This window comes from Aureimonas sp. Leaf324 (genome assembly GCF_001423245.1).
GTDB lineage: Bacteria > Pseudomonadota > Alphaproteobacteria > Rhizobiales > Rhizobiaceae > Aureimonas.
The window spans coordinates 233,657-257,655 of record NZ_LMOH01000012.1 but is presented as its reverse complement, the minus strand read 5'-3'; the positions used below and the strand labels follow the sequence as shown (position 1 = coordinate 257,655).

The 23,999-nt window shown below is 68.7% G+C and carries 20 protein-coding genes; 8 read left to right on the top strand and 12 right to left on the bottom strand.

Annotated elements, in window-relative coordinates; all coding sequences use genetic code 11:
• Positions 1 to 4: 4 nt before the first annotated feature.
• Positions 5 to 1,336 (bottom strand): FAD/NAD(P)-binding protein, encoded by a 1,332-nt coding sequence (locus ASF65_RS08785; RefSeq protein ID WP_082505324.1) that lies wholly within the window; start codon positions 1,334 to 1,336, stop codon positions 5 to 7.
• A 336-nt stretch (positions 1,337 to 1,672) separates the two neighbouring features.
• Here ASF65_RS08785 and ASF65_RS08780 point away from each other — a divergent pair, with 336 nt between their 5' ends.
• The 3 genes from ASF65_RS08780 to ASF65_RS21330 all read left to right on the top strand — a co-directional run bounded on the left by ASF65_RS08780 (position 1,673) and on the right by ASF65_RS21330 (position 3,344).
• A complete protein-coding gene (locus ASF65_RS08780; RefSeq protein WP_055888024.1) occupies positions 1,673 to 2,704 on the top strand; it encodes an HWE histidine kinase domain-containing protein in 1,032 nt (343 codons plus the stop codon).
• A gap of 12 nt (positions 2,705 to 2,716) precedes the next feature.
• Positions 2,717 to 3,106: a response regulator gene (locus ASF65_RS08775; protein WP_055888022.1), complete on the top strand. Its 390-nt coding sequence runs from the start codon at positions 2,717 to 2,719 to the stop codon at positions 3,104 to 3,106.
• 64 nt (positions 3,107 to 3,170) lie between these two features.
• Positions 3,171 to 3,344, top strand: coding sequence for a hypothetical protein (locus tag ASF65_RS21330; protein WP_156369226.1), 174 nt, complete (start codon positions 3,171 to 3,173; stop codon positions 3,342 to 3,344).
• 25 nt (positions 3,345 to 3,369) lie between these two features.
• Here ASF65_RS21330 and ASF65_RS08770 read toward each other — a convergent pair whose 3' ends face one another.
• From ASF65_RS08770 to paoA, 4 genes are all read right to left on the bottom strand, one after another.
• Complete coding sequence (locus ASF65_RS08770; RefSeq protein ID WP_055888019.1) at positions 3,370 to 4,998, bottom strand: MFS transporter; 1,629 nt, start codon at positions 4,996 to 4,998, stop codon at positions 3,370 to 3,372.
• Between the two features lie 154 nt (positions 4,999 to 5,152).
• Positions 5,153 to 7,363: an aldehyde oxidoreductase molybdenum-binding subunit PaoC gene (gene paoC / locus ASF65_RS08765; RefSeq protein ID WP_055888017.1), complete on the bottom strand. Its 2,211-nt coding sequence runs from the start codon at positions 7,361 to 7,363 to the stop codon at positions 5,153 to 5,155.
• Between the two features lie 4 nt (positions 7,364 to 7,367).
• Positions 7,368 to 8,318: a xanthine dehydrogenase family protein subunit M gene (locus tag ASF65_RS08760; RefSeq protein WP_055888016.1), complete on the bottom strand. Its 951-nt coding sequence runs from the start codon at positions 8,316 to 8,318 to the stop codon at positions 7,368 to 7,370.
• The gene (gene paoA / locus ASF65_RS08755; protein WP_055888014.1) at positions 8,315 to 8,965 is read right to left on the bottom strand and encodes an aldehyde dehydrogenase iron-sulfur subunit PaoA; all 651 of its coding nucleotides are present in this window, start codon (positions 8,963 to 8,965) and stop codon (positions 8,315 to 8,317) included. Before paoA ends, ASF65_RS08760 begins: the two co-directional genes overlap by 4 nt.
• A 493-nt stretch (positions 8,966 to 9,458) precedes the next feature.
• Here paoA and ASF65_RS08750 point away from each other — a divergent pair, with 493 nt between their 5' ends.
• From ASF65_RS08750 to ASF65_RS08735, 4 genes are read left to right on the top strand one after another with little or no spacing between them, the layout of a single operon-like run.
• On the top strand, positions 9,459 to 10,985 hold the full coding sequence (locus ASF65_RS08750) for an acyl-CoA carboxylase subunit beta (protein ID WP_055888012.1): 1,527 nt from the start codon (positions 9,459 to 9,461) through the stop codon (positions 10,983 to 10,985).
• Between the two features lie 26 nt (positions 10,986 to 11,011).
• Positions 11,012 to 11,428, top strand: coding sequence for a methylmalonyl-CoA epimerase (mce, locus tag ASF65_RS08745; protein ID WP_055888010.1), 417 nt, complete (start codon positions 11,012 to 11,014; stop codon positions 11,426 to 11,428).
• Complete coding sequence (scpA, locus tag ASF65_RS08740) at positions 11,415 to 13,577, top strand: methylmalonyl-CoA mutase (RefSeq protein WP_055888007.1); 2,163 nt, start codon at positions 11,415 to 11,417, stop codon at positions 13,575 to 13,577. The genes mce and scpA overlap by 14 nt, the downstream gene beginning before the upstream one ends.
• An 11-nt stretch (positions 13,578 to 13,588) precedes the next feature.
• Entirely contained in the window at positions 13,589 to 15,586 is a 1,998-nt protein-coding gene (locus ASF65_RS08735) for an acetyl/propionyl/methylcrotonyl-CoA carboxylase subunit alpha (protein WP_082505320.1), read from the top strand.
• Between the two features lie 15 nt (positions 15,587 to 15,601).
• Here ASF65_RS08735 and ASF65_RS08730 read toward each other — a convergent pair whose 3' ends face one another.
• A complete protein-coding gene (locus ASF65_RS08730) occupies positions 15,602 to 16,537 on the bottom strand; it encodes a cation diffusion facilitator family transporter (protein ID WP_055888001.1) in 936 nt (311 codons plus the stop codon).
• Between the two features lie 148 nt (positions 16,538 to 16,685).
• Between ASF65_RS08730 and ASF65_RS08725 the strand changes: the two genes are divergently transcribed.
• Entirely contained in the window at positions 16,686 to 17,765 is a 1,080-nt protein-coding gene (locus ASF65_RS08725; protein WP_055887998.1) for a tartrate dehydrogenase, read from the top strand.
• An 11-nt stretch (positions 17,766 to 17,776) separates the two neighbouring features.
• Here ASF65_RS08725 and arsC read toward each other — a convergent pair whose 3' ends face one another.
• The 6 genes from arsC to katG all read right to left on the bottom strand — a co-directional run bounded on the left by arsC (position 17,777) and on the right by katG (position 23,853).
• Entirely contained in the window at positions 17,777 to 18,181 is a 405-nt protein-coding gene (gene arsC / locus ASF65_RS08720) for an arsenate reductase (glutaredoxin) (protein WP_055887996.1), read from the bottom strand.
• Positions 18,182 to 18,221: 40 nt separating this feature from the next.
• The gene (locus tag ASF65_RS08715; protein WP_055887993.1) at positions 18,222 to 18,944 is read right to left on the bottom strand and encodes a haloacid dehalogenase type II; all 723 of its coding nucleotides are present in this window, start codon (positions 18,942 to 18,944) and stop codon (positions 18,222 to 18,224) included.
• Positions 18,945 to 19,005: 61 nt separating this feature from the next.
• A complete protein-coding gene (gene dinB / locus ASF65_RS08710) occupies positions 19,006 to 20,148 on the bottom strand; it encodes a DNA polymerase IV (protein ID WP_082505318.1) in 1,143 nt (380 codons plus the stop codon).
• A 110-nt stretch (positions 20,149 to 20,258) separates the two neighbouring features.
• Positions 20,259 to 20,951 carry an NnrU family protein gene (locus ASF65_RS08705; protein ID WP_055887991.1) on the bottom strand — a complete coding sequence of 231 codons (693 nt, stop codon included), beginning with the start codon at positions 20,949 to 20,951 and terminating at the stop codon, positions 20,259 to 20,261.
• Positions 20,952 to 21,029: 78 nt separating this feature from the next.
• Positions 21,030 to 21,434, bottom strand: a complete 405-nt coding sequence (locus tag ASF65_RS08700) for an acyl-CoA thioesterase (protein WP_055887988.1) — start codon at positions 21,432 to 21,434, stop codon at positions 21,030 to 21,032.
• A 121-nt stretch (positions 21,435 to 21,555) separates the two neighbouring features.
• On the bottom strand, positions 21,556 to 23,853 hold the full coding sequence (katG, locus tag ASF65_RS08695; protein ID WP_055887984.1) for a catalase/peroxidase HPI: 2,298 nt from the start codon (positions 23,851 to 23,853) through the stop codon (positions 21,556 to 21,558).
• Between the last annotated feature and the right edge of the window lie 146 nt (positions 23,854 to 23,999).

Below are 23,999 nucleotides of genomic sequence, written 5' to 3'. Positions count from 1 at the left end.
GAGCTCAGGTCAGTTGAGCGGCGAGCCGTTTGGCCTGTGCGCGGATGTCGGGCACGGCGGTGATCTCCCAGAAGCGCGCCTTGGTGACGGGCCCGAGGGCGAAGAGGCGGTCGGATGCCGTGCCGTTTCGGTCGACCAGCGCGCAATTCGTCGCGACGTCGAGCCCGAGGCCGAGCGGATCCATGCGCGCCCCGCCTGACGCGAGGAGGTGGCCGACAAGGCCTGTCCCGTCCGCCTCCGGCGAGCGAAGGATGCCGGTGCAGTCGATGATCCGGTCCACGACCAGCGTCTCGACGCCGGCGCATCGCCGCCGCACGCTCACATGATGGCGGCTGGCCTCGACGCGATCCGCCACGAGCCGGCCGGCCATCAACGTCAGGAGACCCGTCGCCTGCGCCTCGCCGACGAGGGCGGCGAGTTCTGGCGGCATGCGGTGGCGGTGCACGTCCCACATCGTGCGGGCGTGGCGCAGGAAACGCGCGCGGCCGGCGGCGGGCATCGCCGACCAGATGGCGCTGGCGTGCGGCCGCAGCGCGTCCATCACCTCGCGCCAGTCGCGACCCTGGGCTTCCGCCCAGCGGACCGTCCGCCGAAGCCAGCGCAGGAAGTAGGCGGGGCCGGTGCCGAGTGGGATGTCGGCGGGATCGAGCAGGAACGGCGCCGTCGCGGCATGGACGCGCGGCAGCAGGCCGCGGCGGGAGAGGGCGATCACCCGGCCGCGGTGGCCCCGACGATGCAGCGAGGCGACCTTGTCGATCATCGACAGGCCGGTGCCGAGGACGAGGATGTCCTCGTCCGGCCGGATGCCGAGGTCTTCGGGTGACGACCAGGCGGGGTCGTAGGGCGAAGGACCGGCCGAGACGGCATGTCCGACGGCGAGGATCGCCCGATCGGCGGTGATCGTGATCGCGTTGCTCAGCGTCGCCACCACCCCTCGATGCGTTTCGCCGAGGGCGACGCAGGTCTCGCGGACGACTCGCAGGCGCCCGTCGCCGGTGACGGGAAGCCAGTGGCGGACGAGATCGCGGAGATAGTCGCGGTAGCGCCAGCGGGGCGCGAAGCTGAACGAGCCGTCGAGACCGGAGGCCGCGGCCGCACCGCTCTCGCTGAGCCAGCGCCAGAAATGCTGCGGATCGTCGTCGAAGGCGCTCATGTTGGCGGCGCGCGTGTTGAGGAGATGCGCCGGATCGTCGGTGGAGTAGGCGATGCCCTCGCCCAGACCCTCGCGCGGCTCGACGATGGTCACCTCGATGCTTCCCGAGGGCTGGCGCAGGAGATGCGCCGCCAGCAGAACGCCGCTCGCGCCGCCCCCGATGATGACGACGTGATGGGTCATGCGGACAGGCACGCTTTGCGGGCGCGTGCGGCGGCGTCCAACGCGCTCGCGCCGATCTCGGCCGTGAATGAAAGCGTCTCTGGCCTCATGATCGATCCCCGGTGTGCACGGCGGGCGACGGCAGCCACCGCCCGACCATCGAGGAGCCTAACCGAAGCGACAGGACCCGACGACGAACGACGTTCTTCAATCCACCGTGTCGGTAGAAAATGAAATCGCGATGCCGCGGTCAAGCGTCTCGGTAACGCCTTTGGCACCGGCTACGCGGGTTCTTCTGGCACTCGTCGTCTCAACCCGTTAGACGGCCTCGACGAAACGGCTGGAGACCGGCATCGCATGATCTTCGAAGCAGCAAAGCGCGTGCGCTCGTCTTCCTGGCGCGCCTGGAGCCTGGCGGCGGTCGCCTTCGGGCTGGCGCTGGGGCTGCGCTTTGGCTTCGACCATGCTCTGCCGGCCGGCTTCCCGTATCTGACGTTCTTTCCAGCGGTCATTCTCACCGCATTCTTCGCCGGCCCGCGGCCGGGCATCGCGTGCGCGGTCGCCTGCGGCCTGTCCGCCTGGTACTGGTTCATTCCGCCGTTCGGTACGTTTTCCCTTAGCGCTCCGGTCCTGATCGCGCTGGCGTTCTATGTGTTCGTCGTCGGGGTCGACATCGCACTGATCCAGGCGATGCACGGGGCAGTGGCGAAACTCGAGGCGGAGCGGGCGATCAACCAGCAGCTTCTCGCACAGCAGAAGCAGCATTTGGAGGAAAGCCAGACGCAGCAGCGCCAGCAGCGCGTGCTGCAGCGGGAGCTGTCGCACCGGATGAAGAACACGCTGGCGATGGTCCAGGCCGTGGTTTCGCAGAGCCTTCGCAATGCGACCGACCCGAAGGAGGCGGCGGCGATGGCGTCCGCCCGCATCCAGGCGCTGGCCCGCGCGCAGGACATGCTGACCGTGACGGACTGGGCTGCGTCCGACGTCCGGGCGATCGTGGAAGCGGCGATCGCGCCGCATGTCGACACGGCCGGCCGCTTCCGCCTGACGGGTCCGCGTGTCGACCTCGACGCCCGGCATGCGCTGGGGCTCGCGCTGGCGATCCATGAACTGGCGACCAATGCGACGAAGTACGGCGCCCTGTCGACGGACGCGGGGGCGATCGCCATCACGTGGGAGCTCGGGGAGGGCGAGCGCTTCTCCTTCACCTGGAAGGAGGAAGGCGGCCCGCCCGTTTCGGAACCGAATCGACGCGGCTTCGGTTCACGCCTGACGGAACGGGTCGTTCCCGGCTACTTCCATGGGCATGCACAGACAGAATTCGCACCAGGTGGACTTGTGTACCAACTCGACGGCTCGTTCGCAGCGGACCGTCACGACCATTCTTGAGCCTGACACCGCATGACCGAGACCTTCGACAGATCCCGCATCGCCATTCTCGTCGTGGAAGACGAGCCGCTGCTCCTTCTGGACGCGATGGACATGGTGGAGGACGCCGGGTTCACCGCCTACGGAGCGACGAGCGCCGACGAGGCGATCCGCCTTCTGGAGCGGCACGACAACATCCGCATCCTCTTCACCGACGTCGACATGCCCGGCTCGATGGACGGTCTGAAGCTCGCCCATGCCGTGCGCAACCGCTGGCCTCCGATGTCGATCATCGTGGCCTCCGGCCACATCCGGGTGATGCCGGAGGACCTGCCGCGCGACGGGCTCTTCTTTCCGAAGCCCTATCCGCCGGCGTCCTTCATCCGCACGCTGGAGACCATGGCGGAGCGCTTCGCCGACTGACCTTCGGGTTCGCCGTTTGCGGCGAGCGTCTGGGACAGGTGGATAGTTCGAAGCGAGGCGAGCGATGAGCGGCGACGAAAAGACCGAGACCACGCAGGAAAAGACGCAGCGCCTGAAAGCCGCGCGACTTCAAGCCGAGCGGGATCGCGACGCCCGGATCGAGCGCGACACCCGCAAGGCGGCCGCGCGCCGCAAGGTGCTGGCCGGGCCGGCACCGGGCAAGGGATCGCCGCGCTAGTCCGACCGCGAAGGCGAACGCCGTCTCACGGCACCTCCGGGTGCGGCTTCAGCGGCGTGTCGTCCATCACTGGCACCGTCTGACGCTCGATCATCCGATGGACGCGCGGCCGGCTCGCGCCCCGGTGGAGAGCCAGCAGGCGATCGTAGACGTCGGCGTCGGCCTTGGTGCGGCGCGTGTTGTGGCGCACGTACTCGACCCAGGTCGGCACGTGGTACGTCTCGGTCCAGATTTCCGGGTTCTCGAGATCGCGCAGCAGCGACCATTGCCGGGCGCCGTCGCGGATGCGCACGCGCCGCCGCTCCGCCATGACGGCGAGGAAGGCCTGCACGTCCTCGGCCGCGATCTCGTAGTCGACCAGCACCATGATCGGGCCGCTGCGCGAGCGGAGGTCGAGGCGCAGTTCCGGCTCCTTGAACCGGTCCAGCGGATCGAGGTCGAGCGCGAGGAGCGCGGGGATGCCGAACCGCAGGCCAATGGCCGCGCCCGCGGCCAGCACCGCGCCGGAGGCGAAGAGCGCGGTCGAAGGGTCGTAGGTATCCGCGACGAGGCCCCAGATCCAGCTGCCGAGCGCCATGCCGCCGAAGGTCGCGGTCTGGTAGATCGACAGCGCGCGGCCGACCACCCAGCGCGGCGTCGACAGCTGGACCGTCACGTTGAAGAGGGACAGCGCGAGCACCCAGGCGGCACCGGCGGGCATCAGCGCCAGACCCGTCAGCCACGTCTGGCGGCTCGATGCCACCAGAACGGCGCTGAGCGCAAATGTCAGGAAGCCGACCCGCGCGATCATCTCGCTCGATAGCGCACTGCGAAGCCGGGTCGAAAGGAGCGCGCCGCCGATCGCGCCGACGCCGAAGCAGCCGAGGAGGAGGCCGAAGGTCGCGGCGTTGCCGGCGACGAGGTCGCGCGCGACGAGCGGCAGCAGCGCCAGGATGGACACCGCGCCGACGCCGAACAGGAAAGCCCGTCCGATCACCGTCAGGAGGTTCGGCGACATCGCCACGAAGCGGAGGCCCGCCGACATCGCATGGCGAAACGTCTCGCGCGGCAGCGTCGAGGGTAGGCGGCGATAGCCCCACCGGCCGAGCGCCGCGATCAGGGGAATGTAGCTGACCGCGTTCAGCGCGAAGGCGCCGGCCGCCCCGACCGAGGCGACGATCAGGCCGCCGATGGCCGGACCGATGCTGCGCATCAGGTTGAAGGCCATGCTGTTCAGCGTCACCGCCGACGGGATGTCGGACCGGCTCACGAGATCGCCGATGGAGGCCTGCCAGGACGGGTTGTGGAGCGCGGTCCCGCAGCCGATCAGGAAGGTGAACACGAGGAGCAGCCAGGGCGTCATCCAGCCCTGGATGGTCAGCGCGGCCAGCGCGACCGACGCCGCCATCATCAAGCTTTGCGCAACAAGCATCACCCGTCGCCGGTCGTAACTGTCGGCAAGAGCCCCGGCCGCCAGCGAGAAGATCATGATCGGCAGCGTGGTCGCGGTCTGCACCAGCGCCACCATGTCGTCCGACGTCGCGATGCTCGCCATCATCCACCCGGCGCCGACTGCCTGGATCAGCCCGCCGAGGTTGGAGGCGAGAACCGCAGACCAGAGGAGGCGGAAGTCGGCGCTGCGGAACGGGCGGAGGAGCGGAGAGGGATCGGACACGGAAGCGGAACGGGAAGGAATCGGGATCGTCTGGGTCCCTTCCGGTTGTAGGGCGCTCCGTTCGCCGCGTCCCGCCCGAAAGCGTCGGCGGGATCAAAGATTGCGACGGCGGACGCGGAACCGTGAGGTCCCGGCGCCCGCCGTCGGTCTGCGATCAGGCGACGTCCGGCAGGTCCTCGATCAGCTTGTCCAGGGTGATCGGGTAGTCGCGCACCCGCACGCCGGTGGCATTGTGGATCGCGTTGGCGATCGCCGCCGCAACGCCGCACAGGCCGAGCTCGCCGACGCCTTTCGCCTTCATGGGCGACACGTCGGGATCGGTCTCGTCGAGGAACACGACCTCCTGATGCGGGATGTCGGCATGGACCGGCACCTCGTAGCCCGCAAGGTCGTGGTTGATGAAGAGGCCGTGCCGCTTGTCGACGACGAGGTCTTCCATCAGCGCGCCGCCGACGCCCATCGTCATGCCGCCGATGACCTGGCTGCGCGCGGTGAGGGGATTGAGGATGCGTCCTGCCGCGCAAACCGCGAGCATGCGGCGAACGCGCACTTCGGCGGTCGCCATGTCGACGCCGACCTCCACGAAATGGGCGCCGAAGGTCGACTGCTGCTTCTCCTTCATCATCTCCTTCGAGAACTCGATCTTGTCCTCGGCGACGATCTCGCCTTCAGTGGCTGCCTCGGCGAGCGGCACCTGCCGGTCGCCCGCGCGCACCATCCCGTCCGCGAACTCGACTGCGGACGGGTCGAGGCCGAGCTTGGCGGCGATCGCCTCGCGCAGCTTCACGCAGGCCGCATAGACGCCCGCCGTCGAGGAGTTGGCGCCCCACTGGCCGCCGGACCCGGCGGAGACGGGGAACATCGAGTCGCCGAGCGTGACCTGCACCTTGTCGAGCGGCAGGCCCATCATCTCCGCCGCCGTCTGGGCGATGATCGTGTAGGAGCCGGTGCCGATGTCGGTCATATCGGTCTCGATCGTCACCACGCCGTCGCGGCCCAGACGGGCGCGGGCGCCCGAATCCATGTTCATGTTGTTGCGGAAGGCCGATGCGACGCCCATGCCGACCATCCAGCGGCCGTCGCGCACCTGCGCGGGGCGGGCATTACGCGCGCTCCACCCGAACTTCTCGGCGCCCTGCCGGAAGCAGTCCGCGAGGCGGCGCTGCGAGAAGGGGCGCGAGGGATCCTCGGGGTCGACCTGCGTGTCGTTCAGGATGCGGAAGTGGACGGGATCCTGGCCGAGCTGATCGGCGAGCTCGTCCATCGCGACCTCCAGCGCCATCAGGCCCGGTGCCTCGCCGGGGGCACGCATGGCGTTGCCTTCCGGCAGGTCGAGGACCGCGAGCTTCAGCGACGTCATCCGGTTGGCGCCGGCATAGAGAAGCCGCGTCTGCTGCGTGGCGACCTCGGGCTGGCCGCCCTCCAGATCGCCCGACCAGCTTTCGTGCGCGATGGCCGTGATCTTGCCGTCGCGCTCGGCGCCGATGCGCACGCGCTGGATCGTTGCGGGGCGGTGCGTCGTGTTGTTGGCCATCATCGGCCGGGCCAGCGCGACCTTGACCGGGCGCCCCGCCGCCTTCGCGCCGAGCGCCGCCATCACGGCATCCGCCCGCAGGAACAGCTTGCCGCCGAAGCCGCCGCCGATGAAAGGCGAGACGATGCGCACCTTCTCCGGCGCGATCTTCAGGGTCTTGGCGAGATCGGCCGAGCCCCAGGCGATCATCTGGTTGGAGGTCCAGACGGTGACACTGTCGCCATCCCACTCGGCGAGCGAGGCATGCGGCTCCATCATCGCGTGGCTCTGGTCGGGCGTCGTGTAGCTCTGGTCGAACTTGACGGGCGCGGCGGCGAACGCTTTCGCAAAATCGCCCGCGCCGGTCTGGGTCGGCGACCCTTCGCTGGCCGGCGCGTCCGGTGCGGTGTCCTTGGCGGCCGCAAGGTCGAAGGCGCCGTCCGTGCTCTCATAGGCGATGTCGAGCATCATGGCCGCGGCGCGGGCCTGCTCGAAGGTGTCGGCAACGACGACCGCGACCGCCTGGTGATAGTGCTGCACCTCGGGTCCGCCGAGGAGCTTGGCGGTGTTCTTGTCGCCCTTGCCGAGCTCTCCCGCGTTCTCGTGGGTGACGATCGCGACGACGCCCGGCGCGCGGCGGGCGGCCGCGCTGTCGATGCGCGTGATGCGCCCCTTGGCGATGGCGGAGCCCACGACGTAGCCGTAGGCGACGTTCTCGGCGACGTCGTGATGCTCGTAGGCGTAGGGCGCGGTGCCCGTCACCTTCAGGCGACCATCGATGCGCTCGTGCGGCTGGCCGACGACGCGTTCCCGGTCGATCGGATTGGTGCCAGCGGGGGTGTCGAACTTCATCGGATCAGCTCCTCGCTTCGGTCAGCACGGCGCCGAGCGTGCGCTCGGTCAGCGGGATCTTGAAGGCGTTGTGCTCGGTGGTCCTGGCATCGGCGAAGAGGCGCGCGGCGGCGGGCTTGGCGCCCTCGCGCAGCTGCGCGTCGGCCTCGGCGACACGCCAGGGTTTCGGCGCGACGCCACCGATGGCGACGCGGCCCGTGCCGTCAGGCTGGATTACGGCCGCGACGGAAATGACGGCGAAGGCGTAGGATGCGCGGTCGCGAACCTTGCGGTAGATGTGCTTGCCGCCGAGCGGCGCGGGCAGGGTGACGGCGGTGACGAACTCGCCCGCCCCCAGCGCGGTCTCCACCTCCGGCGTATCGCCGGGCAGGCGATGGAAATCGGCGAACGCGATGGTGCGTGTCGCGCCGTCCGGCTTCACGGTCTCGACGGAGGCGTCGAGGACGCTGAGCGCGACGTTCATGTCGGACGGGTTCGTCGCGATGCAGCTGTCGCTCACGCCGACGACGCCGAGAAGGCGCGAATAGCCTTCCAGCGCGGCGCAGCCGGCACCGGGCGTGCGTTTGTTGCAGGCCATGTTGGTGTCGTAGAAGTACGGGCAGCGCGTGCGCTGGAGGAGGTTGCCGGCCGTCGTCGCCTTGTTGCGGAGCTGGCCGGACGCGCCCGCCACGACCGCCCGCGTCAGGACGCCGTAGTCGCGGCGGATACGCTCGTCGGCGGCCATGTCGGTGTTGCGCACCAGCGCGCCGATGCGAAGGCCGCCGTTCTCGGTCGCCTCGATCGCGTCGAGACCCAGCCGGTTGACGTCGATCAGGTGGCGCGGCGCCTCGATCTCGAGCTTCATCAGGTCGAGGAGGTTGGTGCCGCCGGCGATGAACTTGGCGTCGGGACGGGCCGCCGCGGCCTTGGCGGCTTCCGCCGGCGAGTTGGCGCGCTCGAAGGTGAAGGACTTCATGCGGGCCTCCCGGCGACTTCGGCCATGGCGTCGGCGATGTTGGAATAGGCGCCGCAGCGGCAGATGTTGCCGCTCATGCGCTCGCGCATCTCTTCGTTCGTGGCTTCCATCGCCCCGTTGAGGTCGGCCGTGACATGGCTCGGGATGCCGGCCTTGACCTCTTCGAGGACGCCGACGGCCGAGCAGATCTGACCCGGCGTGCAGTAGCCGCACTGGTAGCCGTCGTGCTTCAGGAATGCCTCCTGCATCGGGTGCAGGTTGTCGGGCGTGCCGAGGCCCTCGATCGTCGTGATCTCGTCCCCCTCGTGCAGCACCGCGAGCGTCAGGCAGGCGTTGATGCGCCGGCCGTTGACCATCACCGTGCAGGCGCCGCACTGGCCGTGGTCGCAGCCCTTCTTGGTGCCGGTGAGCTTGATGTGCTCGCGCAGCGCATCGAGAAGCGTGGTGCGCAGATCGAGGTCCAGTTCGCGCCGCTCGCCGTTGACGGTGAAGGCGACGGGCGCCGTGACGGCCGCTTCGGTGGCATCGGCCGTCGCGCCGGACGACTGCGCCAGCGCGGAGGCGGGCAGGGCGCCGAGCGCGGCGGTCGCCGTCACGCCGGACATCAGCTGCCGCCGGTTCAGTTCAAGGTCGGGGAATCTCGACATGGCTCGCGAGGCTCTTCGGTGGGGCGCAACGGGAGACCCGACGCGATTCGCCGTTGCCGGACGGCGGATCGGGTCCCTGGACGCAAAAGTTCGATGCCATCGCGCAACCACCCGGACGGTGATGCGCTGGCGCCGCTCCAGTTTGTAACTAATCCAGATCGCGCCGCCGGCTACCGGCTGCGCGCGCGTCGTCACCGGGCTTCGACACACGATATCGGGAGGCGGACGTCCCCGCCGGGTGCCTGCGACGGCCCGTCCGATCGCAGCCAAGCGCCTGCGAATGCGGGCCATCCGGCAGACGGCAGCCTTCGCTGTGGGGCTGGGTTCGGGTGCTCGACAGGCCGAACGGCACCCAAGTGGCGTGGCGCTTCGTCGCGTCTCGCGTGGTCGATGCCGCGCCTGTCGGGATGTGAAAGCCCCGGTCCGTCGCGAGACGGCGGTTGCAGCGGGCCCGTCCCTTCCTCCATCCTGCGCGAGCAATGGGAGGCCGTGCATGTCGTCGACGATTGAGGAACTCGAACGCCGCCGCGCCGCCGCACGCGAAGGCGGCGGCGAACGCCGCGTCGCGGCGCAGCACGCCAAGGGCAAGCTCACGGCCCGCGAACGCCTCGACGTCCTGCTCGACGAAGGTTCGTTCGAGGAGCTCGACATGTTCGTCGAGCACAACTGCACCGACTTCGGCATGGAAACGCAGATCGTACCCGGCGACGGGGTCGTCACGGGATCGGGCACGATCAACGGCCGGCTGGTCTTCGTCTTCAGCCAGGACTTCACGGTGTTCGGCGGCTCGCTGTCGGAGCGTCACGCGGCTAAGATCTGCAAGATCATGGACATGGCGCTGAAGGTCGGCGCGCCGGTAATTGGGCTGAACGATTCGGGCGGCGCGCGCATCCAGGAAGGCGTGGCTTCGCTCGGCGGCTATGCCGAGGTGTTCCAGCGCAACGTGCTGGCGTCCGGCGTCGTGCCGCAGCTCAGCCTCGTGATGGGCCCGTGCGCGGGCGGCGCCGTCTATTCACCGGCGATGACCGACTTCATCTTCATGGTGAAGGACTCAAGCTACATGTTCGTCACCGGCCCGGACGTCGTGAAGACGGTGACCAATGAGGTGGTGAGCCAGGAGGAACTCGGCGGCGCGGTGACGCACACGACGAAATCCTCGGTCGCCGACTGCGCCTTCGAGAACGACATCGAGGCGCTGCTCGCCGCGCGTGACTTCATGGGTTTCCTTCCAGCCTCGAACCGGACCGGCGTGCCCGAGCGCCCGAGCCCGGACCCGTTCGACCGTCTGGAGGCGAGCCTCGACACGCTCATCCCGCCGAGCGCCAACCAGCCCTACGACATGCACGAGCTGATCACGAAAGTCGTCGACGAGGGCGAGTTCTTCGAGATCCAGCCGAACCACGCGGGCAACATCATCGTCGGCTTCGGGCGCATCGAAGGGCGCACGGTCGGACTTGTCGCCAACCAGCCGACGGTGCTGGCAGGCTGCCTCGACATCGCGGCCTCGAAGAAGGCCGCGCGCTTCGTGCGCTTCTGCGATGCGTTCGAGATCCCGATCGTCACTTTCGTCGACGTGCCGGGTTTCCTGCCGGGCGTCGCGCAGGAGCACAACGGCATCATCAAGCACGGGGCGAAGCTCCTCTTCGCCTATGCCGAGGCGACGGTGCCGAAGATCACGGTCATCACCCGGAAAGCCTATGGCGGCGCCTACGACGTGATGGCGTCGAAGCATCTGCGCGGCGATCTGAACTACGCGTGGCCCACCGCCGAGATCGCGGTGATGGGCGCCAAGGGCGCGGTCGAGATCATCTTCCGCGGCCGGAGCGTCGAGGAGATCGCGGAGCGGACGGCCGAATACGAGCGCCGCTTCGCCAACCCGTTCGTCGCGGCGTCCAAGGGGTTCGTCGACGAGGTCATCATGCCGCATTCGACCCGGCGGCGGGTGGCGCTCGGCTTGCGGAAGCTGCGGGGCAAGCAGTTGCAGAATCCCTGGAAGAAGCACGACAACATTCCGCTATGAACGGCAAAGGGACGGGAGGCCCCGCGATGTTCGGACGCTTGAACCATGTCGGGGTGGCGACCCCCTCGATCGCGCGGGCGGGCGAGCACTACGCCGCCCTGTTCGGCGAGGCGGCGGTCGGCGCGCCCTTCGATCTGCCCGAGCGGGGCGTCAGGGTCTGCTTCGTCGATGCGGGAAATACGCAGGTCGAGCTCATCGAGCCGCTCGACGACGCCTCGCCGGTCGCCGGCTTTCTCCAGCGCAACCCGGCCGGCGGACAGCATCACCTCTGCTTCGAGGTCACCGATCTCGATGCCGCGATCGCGGACATGACGGCCCGTGGCGCGCGGGCGCTCGGAACCCCGCGCATCGGCGCGCACGGAACGCGGATCGTCTTCCTGCACCCGCGCGACATGGGCGGCGTTCTCGTCGAGCTGATGGAGGCGCCCGATGGCGGACACTGAACGCCCGACGCATGAGGCCTGGAAAGCGCTGGCGGCGCGCGAGGTGAAGGGCCGCGACTTCGACTGGCAGACGCCCGAGGGGATCACGGTCAAGCCGCTCTACACCGCGGAGGATGTGGCCGGCTGGGATCCCGGCCTGCCGGGCTTCGCGCCCTTCACGCGCGGCGTGCGCGCTTCGATGTATGCCGGGCGACCCTGGACGATCCGGCAGTATGCGGGGTTTTCGACCGCCGAAGAGTCCAACGCCTTCTACCGCCGCAATCTCGCGGCGGGACAGAAGGGCCTGTCGGTCGCCTTCGATCTCGCCACCCATCGCGGCTACGATTCCGATCACCCACGCGTCGTCGGGGATGTCGGCAAGGCGGGCGTCGCGATCGACACGGTCGAGGACATGAAGATCCTCTTCGACGGCATCCCCTTGGGCGAGATGTCGGTCTCGATGACCATGAACGGGGCGGTGATCCCGATCCTCGCCTTCTTCATCGTCGCGGGCGAGGAGCAAGGCGTGCCGCGCGACCGGCTCGACGGGACCATCCAGAACGACATCCTCAAGGAGTTCATGGTCCGCAACACGTATATCTATCCGCCCGAACCCTCGATGCGGATTGTCTCGAACATCTTCGCCTACACGAGCCGCGAGATGCCGAAGTTCAACTCGATCTCGATCTCCGGCTACCACATGCAGGAAGCCGGGGCGACGCAGCTCCAGGAACTGGCCTTCACCATCGCCAACGGCATGGAATACGTGCGTTACGGCGTGGCGTCCGGGCTCGATATCGATGCATTTGCAGGGCGTTTGAGCTTCTTCTTCGCCATCGGGATGAACTTTTTCATGGAGGTCGCCAAGCTGCGCGCCGCGCGCGTCCTCTGGCATCGGGCGATGACCGAGCTCGGAGCGCGGGACGAGCGCTCCAAGATGCTGCGCACGCACTGCCAGACGTCGGGGGTCTCGCTGACCGAGCAGGACCCGTACAACAACGTCATTCGCACCACGATCGAGGCCATGGCCGCGATGCTCGGCGGCACGCAGTCGCTCCACACCAATGCGCTCGACGAGGCGATCGCGCTGCCGACCGACTTCTCCGCCCGCATCGCGCGCAACACGCAGCTGGTGCTGCAGGAGGAGACGGGGATGACGAAGGTCGTCGATCCGCTCGGCGGCTCCTACTACGTGGAGAGCCTGACCAAGGCGCTGGTCGACGGCGCGTGGGAACTCATCGAGCGCATTCGCAGCGAAGGCGGGATGGCGAAGGCCGTCGCGGCCGGCTGGCCGAAGGCGATGATCGAGGAAGCGGCGGCGGCCAAGGCCGCTCGGGTCGATCGCGGCGAGGATGTGATCGTCGGCGTCAATCGCTACCGGCTGGAGGCGGAAGCGCCGATCGAGATCCTCGACGTCGACAACTATGCCGTCCGCGAGGCACAGGTTGCGCGGATCGAAAGGGTCAAGGCCGGGCGCGACGCCGAGGCCGTCAGGACGGCGCTCGATGCCCTGCGCGAGGGGGCTTCGGGAAGCGGCAACCTTCTCGAGCTGGCCGTCGCATGCGCCCGAGCCCGTGCGACGCTCGGCGAGATTTCGGCCGCGATGGAGGACGTCTTCGGCCGCTTCGACACGCAGCCCCGGCCGGTCAGCGGCGTCTATGGCGGAGCCTATGCCGACGATCCCCGCTGGACGCGGCTGACCGACGCCGTGGCGGCGACGGAGCGGCGCCTCGGGCGCCGGCCGCGCATGCTGGTCGCCAAGATGGGGCAGGACGGGCACGATCGCGGCGCGAACCTCGTGTCCTCGATGTTCGGCGATCTCGGCTTCGAGATCGTGCCGGGCCCGCTGTTCCAGACGCCGGACGAGGCGGCGGCGCTGGCGGTGGAGCGCGAGGTCGATATCGTCGGCGCCTCGTCGCTCGCGGCCGGCCACAAGACGCTGATCCCGGATCTGATCGCGCGCCTCGGCGAACTCGGCCGCGCCGACATCAAGGTCGTGGCCGGCGGCGTCATCCCGGCGCAGGACTACGACGCGCTTCGGCGCGCCGGTGTCCATGCGATCTTCGGACCCGGCACCAATCTCGTGGAGGCGGCGGCCGAAGTGCTGCGCCTCCTCGGCCACAACATGCCCCCGGTCGGCGACACCGGCGATCGCAACGCCGCAGAATGAAAGCGTCCCCCGTGTTCCGTAAGATCCTGATCGCCAATCGAGGCGAGATCGCCTGCCGCGTCATGCGCACCGCCAAGCGGATGGGCATCGCGACCGTCGCCGTCCATTCCGATGCCGACGCGCAGAGCCCGCACGTACGGATGGCGGACGAGGCCGTGCGACTCGGGCCGGCGCCCGCGGCGGACAGCTACCTGCGCGCCGACCTCATTCTCGAGGCCGCGAAGGCGACCGGCGCCGACTGCATCCATCCCGGCTACGGCTTCCTGTCGGAGCGCGATAGCTTCGCGCGCGCATGCGAGGAAGCCGGCATCGCCTTCGTCGGCCCGCCGCCGAACGCCATCGCGGCGATGGGCGACAAGATCCAGTCGAAGAAGCTGGCGAAGGCGGCCGGCGTCAACGTCGTTCCCGGCTTTCTCGGCGAGATCGAGAGCACGGACGATGCCGTGCGCATCGCGTCCGAGATCGGCTTTCCCGTGATGATGAAGGCGTCGGCCGGCGGCGGCGGCAAGGGCATGCGCCTCGCTTGGGGCGAGGGCGACGTGCGCGAGGGCTTCGAAGCGGTCAAGCGCGAGGGATTGGCGAGCTTCGGCGACGACCGCGTCTTCATCGAGAAGTTCATCGAGAGCCCCCGCCACATCGAGATCCAGGTGCTGGGCGACAAGCACGGCACCGTGCTTTACCTCGGCGAGCGCGAGTGCTCGATCCAGCGGCGGCACCAGAAGGTGGTCGAGGAAGCGCCGTCTCCTTTCGTCACGCCCGAGATGCGGCAGGCGATGGGCGAACAGGCTGTCGCGCTCGCCAAGGCCGTCGGCTACCATTCGGCGGGCACGGTGGAGCTCATTGTCTCCGGCGCCGATCCGACCGGGAAGAGCTTCTATTTCCTGGAGATGAACACGCGTCTTCAGGTGGAGCACCCGGTGACCGAGATGGTCACCGGGCTCGATCTCGTGGAGGAGATGATCCGCGTGGCGGCGGGCGAGCCGTTGCGGATCGGCCAAAGCGACGTTCGCCTCGCTGGCTGGTCGATCGAGACCCGCGTCTATGCCGAAGACCCTTATCGCGGCTTCCTGCCGTCGACCGGACGGCTCACGCGCTACTGTCCGCCAGAGGCCGGCGACGGCGTTCGCGTCGATGACGGCGTCGCCGAGGGCAGCGAGGTCTCGATGTTCTACGACCCGATGATCGCCAAGCTCGTGACCCACGGGTCGACGCGCGAGGCGGCGATCGACCGGCAGGTCGAGGCGCTCGACCGCTTCGAATTGAGCGGTCTCGGCAACAACATCGATTTCCTCTCGGCGATCATGCAGCATCCGCGATTTCGCGACGGGAACCTCACCACCGGCTTCATCGCCGAGGAATATCCCGAAGGCTTCACCGGCACCGCGCCGGACGCGGCGCTGGCGCGCAAGCTCGCGGTGGCCGGCGTTCTCGTCTCGGTGCTCCGGGACGAGCGCGATGCGCGGATCGATGGTCAGCTCGGACCGGCCATCCGCCCGAATGCGGCGCGCGTCGCGGGCCTCGGCGACCATCGCTTCGAGGTCGTTGTCTCCGGCGACGGGGGCGAGCGCCGGGTCTCGATCGATGGGTCCGAACTCGAGCCGGCCGCGCTCGACTGGTGGTTCGGCGAAGCGATGGCGCGTCTGCGATTCGCCGGCGAGGAGCTGTCGCTGCGCATTCGGCCGGCCCTGACCGGCGCGCGCCTGACGACGCGCGGCGCGACCCACGAGGTCCGCGTCTCGCTGCCGCGGGTGTTCGAACTGTCCCGCCACATGCTCCACAAGGAGCCGCCGGACCTGTCGCGCCTCCTGATCTGCCCGATGCCGGGCCTCCTGACGCGGCTCAGCGTGAAGCCCGGAGACCGGGTGGAAGCTGGGCAGGTGCTCGGCACGATCGAGGCGATGAAGATGGAGAATAACCTGCGGGCGCCGAAGGCCGCGACGATCGGCGCGGTGCACGCGGCGGTCGGCGACAGCCTGCCGGCCGACTTCGTCATCCTCGAATTCGAATGACGGGACGCCTTTGCGTCAGCGGATCGCGCTGGCGCGTTTTGCCCAAGTGCCGGCCGTTTGCGGCTTGACGAAGACGGTCGTCACATCCGGCAGTTCGGCCTTCACCCGCGCCTCCAGCCGCTGGACGCAGGCTTCGATGTCGGGCGCCGTCATGTGGTCCTCGAATTCGGCGCTGAGGGCAACCACGATCTGGCGCGGCCCGAGATGGGTGGTGATCACGCCGTTCGCCTTCTGGATCGCCGGATCGGCCTCCGCCATCCTGAGGATCGCGGCCTGCACACTCGGCAACGCCGGCTCGCCGATCAGCAGGCCCTTGCTCTCGCGGGCGAGGAAGATCGCGACGCCCGCCAGGACGATGCCGATGCCGACGGAGGCGACGCCATCGAGCTCCGGTCGTCCGAGCGCTTGCGCGAGGAAGATGCCGACAAACGCGATGGCAAGGCCGATCAGCGCCGCGCTGTCCTCGAGAAGGACGGTAAAGGTCGTCGGGTCCTTGCTGCGCGTGATCGCCTCGACATAGCCGGCCGCCCCCTTCTGCTCCCGGAACTCGCGCAGGGCCACGACCCACGAGAAGCCTTCGAACAGGAACGACGCCACCAGCACCCCGTAGTTCCAGCCGACATTCTCGATCGGCTCGGGATCCATGATGTGATGGATGCCCTGGTAGATCGACACGCCGGCGCCAAGCGCGAAGACAAGGAGCGCGACGATGAAGCTCCAGAAGTAGAGCTCCCGCCCGTGGCCGAGCGGATGGGTGCGGTCCGGCGGGCGGCCAGCCCGACGCATGCCATAAAGGAGCAGCACCTCGTTGCCGGTGTCGACGAGGGAGTGAACACCCTCGCTGAGCATCGCCGACGAGCCGGTGAAGAAGGCAGCGGCGAACTTCGTCGCGGCGATGAGCGCGTTGCCCGCCAATGCCGCATAGACCACCGTCTTCGAACCGTCCGCCACGCGACATCACCCTTAGTTGATCGCTGCCGAAACTGGCGCGCGGCCGGCAAAGGTCGAGGGCGGGGCGGGAGCCGCGTAGCCGGGGCGACTTCATCCGGCAGGCGAAACCCCGTAAGCCGGTCCGCGACGCCAGGAGGATGACGCCGCCATGCAGACCTACAGGATCGCCGCCATTCCCGCCGACGGCATCGGGCCGGAGGTCATTGCCGCCGGGCTTCAGGCGCTAGAGGCGCTGGAGCGACGCGAGGGGACGTTCCGGCTCGACGTCACGCAGTTCGACTGGGGGTCGGACTACTACCGGAAGCATGGCGTCATGATGCCGGCGGATGGCACTGAGCAGCTGAAGGGCTTCGACGCGATCTTCTTCGGCGCCGTCGGCGCGCCCGATGTGCCCGATCACGTCACCCTGTGGGGGCTACGCTTGCCGATCTGCCAGGGCTTCGACCAGTACGCCAACGTGCGCCCGACCAAGATCCTGCCCGGCATCGTCTCGCCGCTCGCCGGGGTGAAGCCGGGCGATCTCGACTGGGTGATCGTGCGGGAGAACTCGGAAGGCGAATATTCCGGCCACGGCGGCCGAGCCCATCGCGGCCTGCCGGAGGAGGTGGCGACCGAAGTCGCGATCTTCACGCGCGTCGGCGTCACCCGGATCATGCGCTATGCCTTCCGCCTCGCGCAGTCGCGCCCGCGCAAGCTCCTGACCGTCGTGACGAAGTCCAACGCCCAGCGCTTCGGCATGGTGATGTGGGACGAGATCGCGGCGGAGGTGTCCGCCGAGTTCCCCGACGTGACCTGGGACAAGATGCTGGTCGATGCGATGACGGTGCGCATGACGCTGAAGCCGCAGAGCCTCGACACGATCGTCGCGACCAATCTTCATGCCGATATTCTTTCGGACCTCGCCGGTGCGCTGGCCGGCAGTCTCGGGGTCGCGCCGACGGCGAACATCGATCCCGAGCGGCGCTTTCCCTCCATGTTCGAGCCGATTCACGGCTCGGCCTTCGACATCGCCGGCAAGGGCATCGCCAATCCCGTCGCGACCTTCTGGACGGCGGCGCAGATGCTGGAGCATCTCGGGCAGCCGCAGGCGGCCCGGCGCCTCATGCATGCGGTCGAAACCGTGACGGGCAGGGGCGTGACGACGCCGGACGTCGGCGGCACCGCCACGACGCAGGAGGTGACGGACGCCGTGTGCGAAGCGATCCGCGGCTCCAACATCGTTCCCTGAAGCCGAAAGGTTCAGGCGGCGGGGCCGACTATTTCGCCGTCCTCCTTGCGGAAGCTGGCGACGGGACGGTCCAGAAGGTCCAGCACGCGTTCGGACGGGCGGCAGAGGGCCGTGCTCTTGGCTGTCACGACGATCGGACGGTTGATCAGGATCGGATGCGCCATCATGGCGTCGAGGATCGCGTCGTCGGAGAGTGCGGGATCGCCGAGGCCGAGTTCGGCATAGGGCGTGCCCTTCTCGCGCAGGAGTTCGCGCGGGCGAAGACCCATCGCGCCGATCAGTTCGACGAGACGCTCGCGGCTCGGCGGCGTCTTCAGGTACTCGATCACCGTCGGATCCTCACCCGACTCGCGGATCATCTCCAGGACGTTGCGGGACGTGCCGCAGGCAGGGTTGTGGTAGATCGTGACGCTCATCGTGGGTTCCGGGTCGGAAGAAGGAGGCGCGGCGGGCGGTCTAGCATCCCAGTTGCCTGGCGGCATCCACGAGATCCTCCGCCACCACGTCCCAGTCTCGGGCGGGCTCGAGATCGGTGGTCTGATGGGTCCCGTGCTCCCGCGGCCGACGGATGAAGACGGTGCAAAGGCCAAGGGCGCTGGCGGCCACGAGGTCGTCGTTGTGGGCGGCCACCATGGCGGCGCGCTCCGGCGGCAGGCCGACGGCCTCGATCGACCGCAGGTAGGTTTCCGGCTTCGGCTTGTAGCTCTGCGCGATCTCGGCGCCGACGATGACGTCCCACGGCAGGCCGCCGAAGCGCGCGAGGTTCATCATGCCCGCGATGTGGCCGTTCGAGATCGGGCCGATCGCGAAGCGACGCTTGAGGCGCGTCAGCCCCTCGACGCTGTCGGGCCACGGATCGAGCCGCTCCCACGCGCGGTTGAGCTCGCTGAGTTCGGCGTCGGGGAGGGACGCGGGTTCGACCCCATGGCGCAGGAGGATGCGCTCCAGGTTTTCGCGGTTCAGCGTGCCGAGCCGCACGAACGGGCGCTCGCCCGACCGCACCCGTTCCATTGAGGGCTGATACTCGGCGCGCCACTCGTCGGCGAAGCGCGAGGGATCGATGTCGAGCCCATGGCGCCGGAGAAACGGTTCGGCGCTGCGCGCGACGCTCGTGCGCCAGTCGACCACGGTGCCGAAGACGTCGAAGCCGAGAAAGCCGATCGTGTCGAACGTATCCATGCCCGCGCTCCCTGGTTGCCGCCTGAGAGATAGATCAGGACATGCGACCGTCAGCCGCCGGTCACAGCGGCAGCGCGAACTGAGCGGGCGGCGGTGCCGCGCCGGTCTCGTTCGTCAGCGCCGAGAGCGTCACGCCGAGAAGGCGGACGCCGCGCGGATCGGGCGGCAGGTCGTCGATCAGGCGGAAGGCCGCCCGCTCGATCTCGGCCCGCGAGCCGACCGGGGCGGTCGACGACAGGGCGCGGGTGATCTGTCGGAAGTCGGCGTATTTGACCTTCAGCGTCACGGTTCGCCCCCGCGTTCCCGCACCCTCGCAATGCCGCCAGACCTTGTCGATGATAGGACCCAGCGCCTCGCGCATCGCGTCCAGCGTATGGAGATCGGCGGAGAACGTGTTCTCGGCCCCGACCGACTTGCGGATGCGGTTGGCGCGCACCGGGCGCTCGTCGATGCCGCGCGAGATGCCGTAGTAGTAGGGGCCGATCTTGCCGAAGCGCTCCTGCAGGAAGGCGAGGGACTGCGCCTTGAGGTCGGCGCCCGTGTGGATACCGAGCCGCTCCATCTTGGCGACGGTCGCCGGGCCGACGCCGTGGAAGCGGCCGACTGGCAGTGTCTCGACGAAGGTCGCGCCCATCGCGGGCGTCACCACGAAGAGCCCGTCCGGCTTGCGATGGTCGGAGGCGAGCTTGGCGAGGAACTTGTTGTAGGACACGCCGGCCGAGGCGGTGAGGCCGGTGACCTCGCGGATGCGCCGGCGGATCGCCTCGGCGATCGCGGTGGCAGACGCGATCCCCTGCTTGTTCTCGGTCACGTCGAGATAGGCCTCGTCGAGCGACAGCGGTTCGATGATGTCAGTGTGTTCGGCGAAGATCTCGCGGATCTGGAGCGAGACGGCCTTGTAGACGTCGAAGCGCGGCTTCACGAACAGGAGGTCGGGGCAGCGGCGCTTGGCGGTGACCGACGGCATGGCCGAGCGCACGCCGAAGGCGCGGGCCTCGTAGCTCGCCGCCGCCACGACGCCGCGCTGCGCCGAACCGCCGACGGCAAGCGGCTTGCCGCGCAGCGACGGATCGTCCCGCTGCTCGACCGAAGCGTAGAACGCATCCATGTCGACATGGATGATCTTGCGCTGGCAGGCCGGTCTCGCGGCGCTCGCGCGATTGTCCACGTCGTCGGCCTCGACCTCTGTCTCGCGCGCCACCATCGCCTTTCTCTGCGGCCGTCGTCATCTGCCGACAGAACAGATCGGGAACGCGTTGGCAAGCTGGTTCGCGCGCTGATAAGCCGCCATCCACAGCGGCGGGGGCCGCGCCGTCAGACGATCCACCGCCAGATACCGGCCGCCCAGCCGGCGAGCGGAATATGGGCCCATGTCGCGACGAGCCAGACCACCGTCCCACCCGCCAGGGCGTGCATGCCAAAGCCGCCGAGACGCGCCCGGCCTGCCGCCACGGCGGCGAGCGGCCAGAAGCTGGTCCGCGCGCTCCACGAGCGCCAACCGGCCGGATCGAGCGCCGCGCGCTTGCGCTCCTGCAGCGCCGACCCGACCAGCGCCAGGATGATGATCGCCGCACAGAGGACGACGTTCTTCGGGATCGGATAGACGAGGATATGCGACAGGCCCCAGATCGCGAAGGACCACATCATCGGATGCCGGGTCACGGCGAAGACCCCGCGGGCCTCGGCATGGGCAGGGTCGGTCTTCGAGCCGGACAGCGTGGGGTTGCGGATCAGCGAGCCCATGAAGAGGATCGAGGCGACGAGCATCAGGACCGTGGCGATCGCCCACAGGCCGTCGCCCACTTCCCAAAGCGGCTCGGTGACGGGCGCCGCGCGATAGGCCCAGACCGTGGCGCCGAGCGTCGCGAAGGCGACGAGCGTGTAGACGCCCTGGAAGCCCTTCTCTCCGAGCTGGGCGACGAGGGGTGCCCGGAACGGGTGGGACAGAAGGAAGTGCGAGCCGACGAACAGCGCCGAGGTCGCCAGAACACTGAAGGTGCCGTCCATCCGCATTCTCCCGCTTTGCCCCATGCAGACTAGCCTATCTGCGCTGCAAGCGGATGACCCGTTGTGTCGCGGCTGCGATCAGCCCTGAACCGGGATCGGCCGCGGCTTCCGGTTGGCGTCGATCGCGACGAAGGTGAAGACGCCCTGCGTCACCTGCTCGACCTCCTCGCCCTCGCGGCTGCGGCGCCAGGCTTCCACGTTGATGCGCATCGATGTGCGGCCGACATGCAGGATGTCCGCGTAGAGGCTGACCTCGTCGCCGACATAGACGGGTTTGAGAAAGCGCATCGCTTCGATCGCGATGGTGGCGCAGCGGCCCCGCGCCACGCGTGCGGCCGCGGTGCCGGCCGCAAAGTCCATCTGCGCGAGCAGCCAGCCGCCGAAGATGTCGCCGGCCGGGTTGGTGTCGGCGGGCATGGCGATGGTCCGGATGGTCGGCGCGCCCGACGGGGCGGTTGCGGGCTGCGGTTCGGGCGCGTCCATTTCAGGCTCCGACTTCGGCGACACGGATGATCATGTCGCCGAAACCGTCATCGATCGGCAAGGGCATTTCGTGCCGGAGCGGTCCGACCGACCACCCCGGAGTGTTGCGCACCGTGCCGGATCAGCGCTGCGTCGGCTTCACCTCGTAGCGATCGAGCATCATCACCTTGTGCCAGGCGTCGACGAACTCGCGCACGAAGCGGTCCTTGCCGTCGTCGGCCGCGTAGACCTCGGCGATCTGGCGAAGCTGCGAGTTCGAGCCGAACACGAGGTCGCAACGCGTGGCGGTGAACCGACGCTCGCCGCTGTCGCGGTCCTTGATGTCGAACGTCATCTCCGAGGCGTCCTGCGGCGACCAGACGGTGTCCATCGAGGTGAGGTGACGGAACATGTCGTTGGTCAGCGTGCCGACGCGATCGGTGAAGACGCCATGCTGAGAGCCGCCGGCATTGACGCCGAGGACCCGCAGGCCGCCGGTGAGGGCGGTCCATTCCGGCGCGGTCAGCGACAGGAGCATGGCGCGGTCGAGAAACAGCTCCTCCGGCGACACGGTGAAGTCGATCGACGTGTCGTGGTAGTTGCGGAACCCGTCCGACACCGGCTGCAGCCAGTCGAACTGCTCGACGTCGGTCAGCTCCTGCGTCGTGTCGCGGCGACCCGGCACGAACGGAACCTCGACGTCGGACCCCGCGTCGCGCGCCGCCTTCTCGACGCCCGCACAGCCGGCGAGCACCACCATGTCGGCGAACGACACGCGCTTGCCGCCGGACGCTGAGCCGTTGAAGCGATCGGCGATCTCCTCCAGCTTCGGAATGACACGCTCCAGCCGGTCGGGCTCGTTGACCGTCCAGCCGCGCTGCGGCTGCAGGCGGATGCGACCGCCGTTGGCGCCGCCGCGCTTGTCGGAGACGCGGTGCGTCGAGGCGGCGGCCCAGGCCGTCGCGACGAGGTCGGTCACCGACAGGCCGCTGGCGAGAATGTCAGACTTCAGGCGGGCGATGTCCGCCTCGTCGATCACGGCATGGTCGAGCGGCGGGATCGGGTCCTGCCAGATCAGGTCCTCGGCGGGCACCTCGGGGCCGAGGTAGCGCACCTTCGGGCCCATGTCGCGATGGGTCAGCTTGAACCAAGCGCGGGAGAAGGCATCGGAGAAATAATCGAAGTCGGCGAGGAACTTCTCGCAGACGGCGCGATAAGCGGGATCTTCCTTGAGGGCGATATCCGAGGTCATCATCATCAAGGGGTTCATCCGGCCCTCGACGTGGGCGTCCGGCGTCTTGGGCGCATTCGGATCGACCGGGGTCCACTGGATGGAGCCGGCCGGGCTCTTGGTCTTGCGCCACTCGAAGCGGAAGAGGTTCTCGAGGTAGTCGTTGTCCCACTGCGTCGGGTTCGGCGTCCACGAGCCCTCGATGCCGTTGGTCATCGTGAACTCGGCATTGCCCGAGCCTTCCGGGTTGTGCCAGCCGAGACCCATCTCGTGCATGCGCGCGACTTCCGGCGCGCCGCCGATGCGGTCGGCCTTCACCATGCCGTGCGACTTGCCGAAGGCGTGGCCGCCAGCGATCAGCGCGACCGTCTCCTCGTCGTTCATCGCCATCCGGCCGAAGGTGAGGCGGATGTCGCGGGCCGAATCCAGCGGATCGCCGTTGGCGTTCGGGCCTTCCGGGTCGACGTAGATCAGGGACTGGTGCGAGGCGGCGAGCGGGCTGTCGAGCTCGTAGGTGGCGTCCTTCGGGCCGCCCTGCCAGCGGAGGCCCCGATTGACCATTTCCTCCGGGTGACCGGCCATCGGCCCGCGCGGCGCGTCCTTCGCGGCCTTGCCGGTCCAGCCCTCGGGACCCCAATAGGTCGAGCGATCCGGCTCCCAGGCATCGACGCGCCCGCCGGCGAAGCCGAAGGTCTTGAAGCCCATGATCTCCAGCGCGCAGTTGCCGGTGAGGACCATCAGGTCGGCCCAGGAAAGGGCTGCACCGTACTTCTGCTTGATCGGCCAGAGGAGGCGGCGGGACTTGTCGGTGTTGCCGTTGTCCCACCACGAGTTGACCGGCGCAAAGCGCTGCATGCCCTGGCCCGCGCCGCCGCGCCCGTCCGCGATGCGGTAGGTGCCGGCCGAATGCCAGGCCATGCGGATCATCTGCGGCCCGTAGTTGCCGTAGTCGGACGGCCACCACGAAACCGACGTCGTCAGGAACGCCTTGATGTCGGACTTGACGGCCTGCAGGTCGAGCGCCTTGAAGGCCTCGGCATAGTCGAAGTCGGGTCCGAGCGGGTTGGCCGCCGGCGGCTCCTGATGAAGAAGCTCGACCTTCAGTCGGTTCGGCCACCAGTGGTCGATCTGCGGCTCGCTGCCGGCCGCACCGCTGATCCGGGTCCCGCCGAAGGGGCAGGTTCCTGCGCCGGGCGTCATCGTGTCCATGTCGAGCTCCTTCAGACGACCGCGCGGCAGCTTCCAGCCGTCGGATGATCGGGAAGGGGCACTTAGGCGGGAACGCTTCGCCGGCTAGGGACTTGTCCGGGATCGTCCGAGGCTTGCGACAAGCTGTCCGCCCCCGCCGGTCCCAT

Excerpts from the sequence above, each read along its gene's own strand:
- ASF65_RS08785 (WP_082505324.1), bottom strand. The coding sequence starts at position 1,336 with ATGACCCATCACGTCGTCATCATCGGGGGCGGCGCGAGCGGCGTTCTG.
- ASF65_RS08780 (WP_055888024.1), top strand. The coding sequence starts at position 1,673 with ATGATCTTCGAAGCAGCAAAGCGCGTGCGCTCGTCTTCCTGGCGCGCC.
- ASF65_RS08775 (WP_055888022.1), top strand. The coding sequence starts at position 2,717 with ATGACCGAGACCTTCGACAGATCCCGCATCGCCATTCTCGTCGTGGAA.
- ASF65_RS21330 (WP_156369226.1), top strand. The coding sequence starts at position 3,171 with ATGAGCGGCGACGAAAAGACCGAGACCACGCAGGAAAAGACGCAGCGC.
- paoC (WP_055888017.1), bottom strand. The coding sequence starts at position 7,363 with ATGAAGTTCGACACCCCCGCTGGCACCAATCCGATCGACCGGGAACGC.
- ASF65_RS08760 (WP_055888016.1), bottom strand. The coding sequence starts at position 8,318 with ATGAAGTCCTTCACCTTCGAGCGCGCCAACTCGCCGGCGGAAGCCGCC.
- paoA (WP_055888014.1), bottom strand. The coding sequence starts at position 8,965 with ATGTCGAGATTCCCCGACCTTGAACTGAACCGGCGGCAGCTGATGTCC.
- ASF65_RS08750 (WP_055888012.1), top strand. The coding sequence starts at position 9,459 with ATGTCGTCGACGATTGAGGAACTCGAACGCCGCCGCGCCGCCGCACGC.
- mce (WP_055888010.1), top strand. The coding sequence starts at position 11,012 with ATGTTCGGACGCTTGAACCATGTCGGGGTGGCGACCCCCTCGATCGCG.
- scpA (WP_055888007.1), top strand. The coding sequence starts at position 11,415 with ATGGCGGACACTGAACGCCCGACGCATGAGGCCTGGAAAGCGCTGGCG.
- ASF65_RS08725 (WP_055887998.1), top strand. The coding sequence starts at position 16,686 with ATGCAGACCTACAGGATCGCCGCCATTCCCGCCGACGGCATCGGGCCG.
- arsC (WP_055887996.1), bottom strand. The coding sequence starts at position 18,181 with ATGAGCGTCACGATCTACCACAACCCTGCCTGCGGCACGTCCCGCAAC.
- ASF65_RS08715 (WP_055887993.1), bottom strand. The coding sequence starts at position 18,944 with ATGGATACGTTCGACACGATCGGCTTTCTCGGCTTCGACGTCTTCGGC.
- dinB (WP_082505318.1), bottom strand. The coding sequence starts at position 20,148 with ATGGTGGCGCGCGAGACAGAGGTCGAGGCCGACGACGTGGACAATCGC.
- ASF65_RS08705 (WP_055887991.1), bottom strand. The coding sequence starts at position 20,951 with ATGGACGGCACCTTCAGTGTTCTGGCGACCTCGGCGCTGTTCGTCGGC.
- ASF65_RS08700 (WP_055887988.1), bottom strand. The coding sequence starts at position 21,434 with ATGGACGCGCCCGAACCGCAGCCCGCAACCGCCCCGTCGGGCGCGCCG.
- katG (WP_055887984.1), bottom strand. The coding sequence starts at position 23,853 with ATGGACACGATGACGCCCGGCGCAGGAACCTGCCCCTTCGGCGGGACC.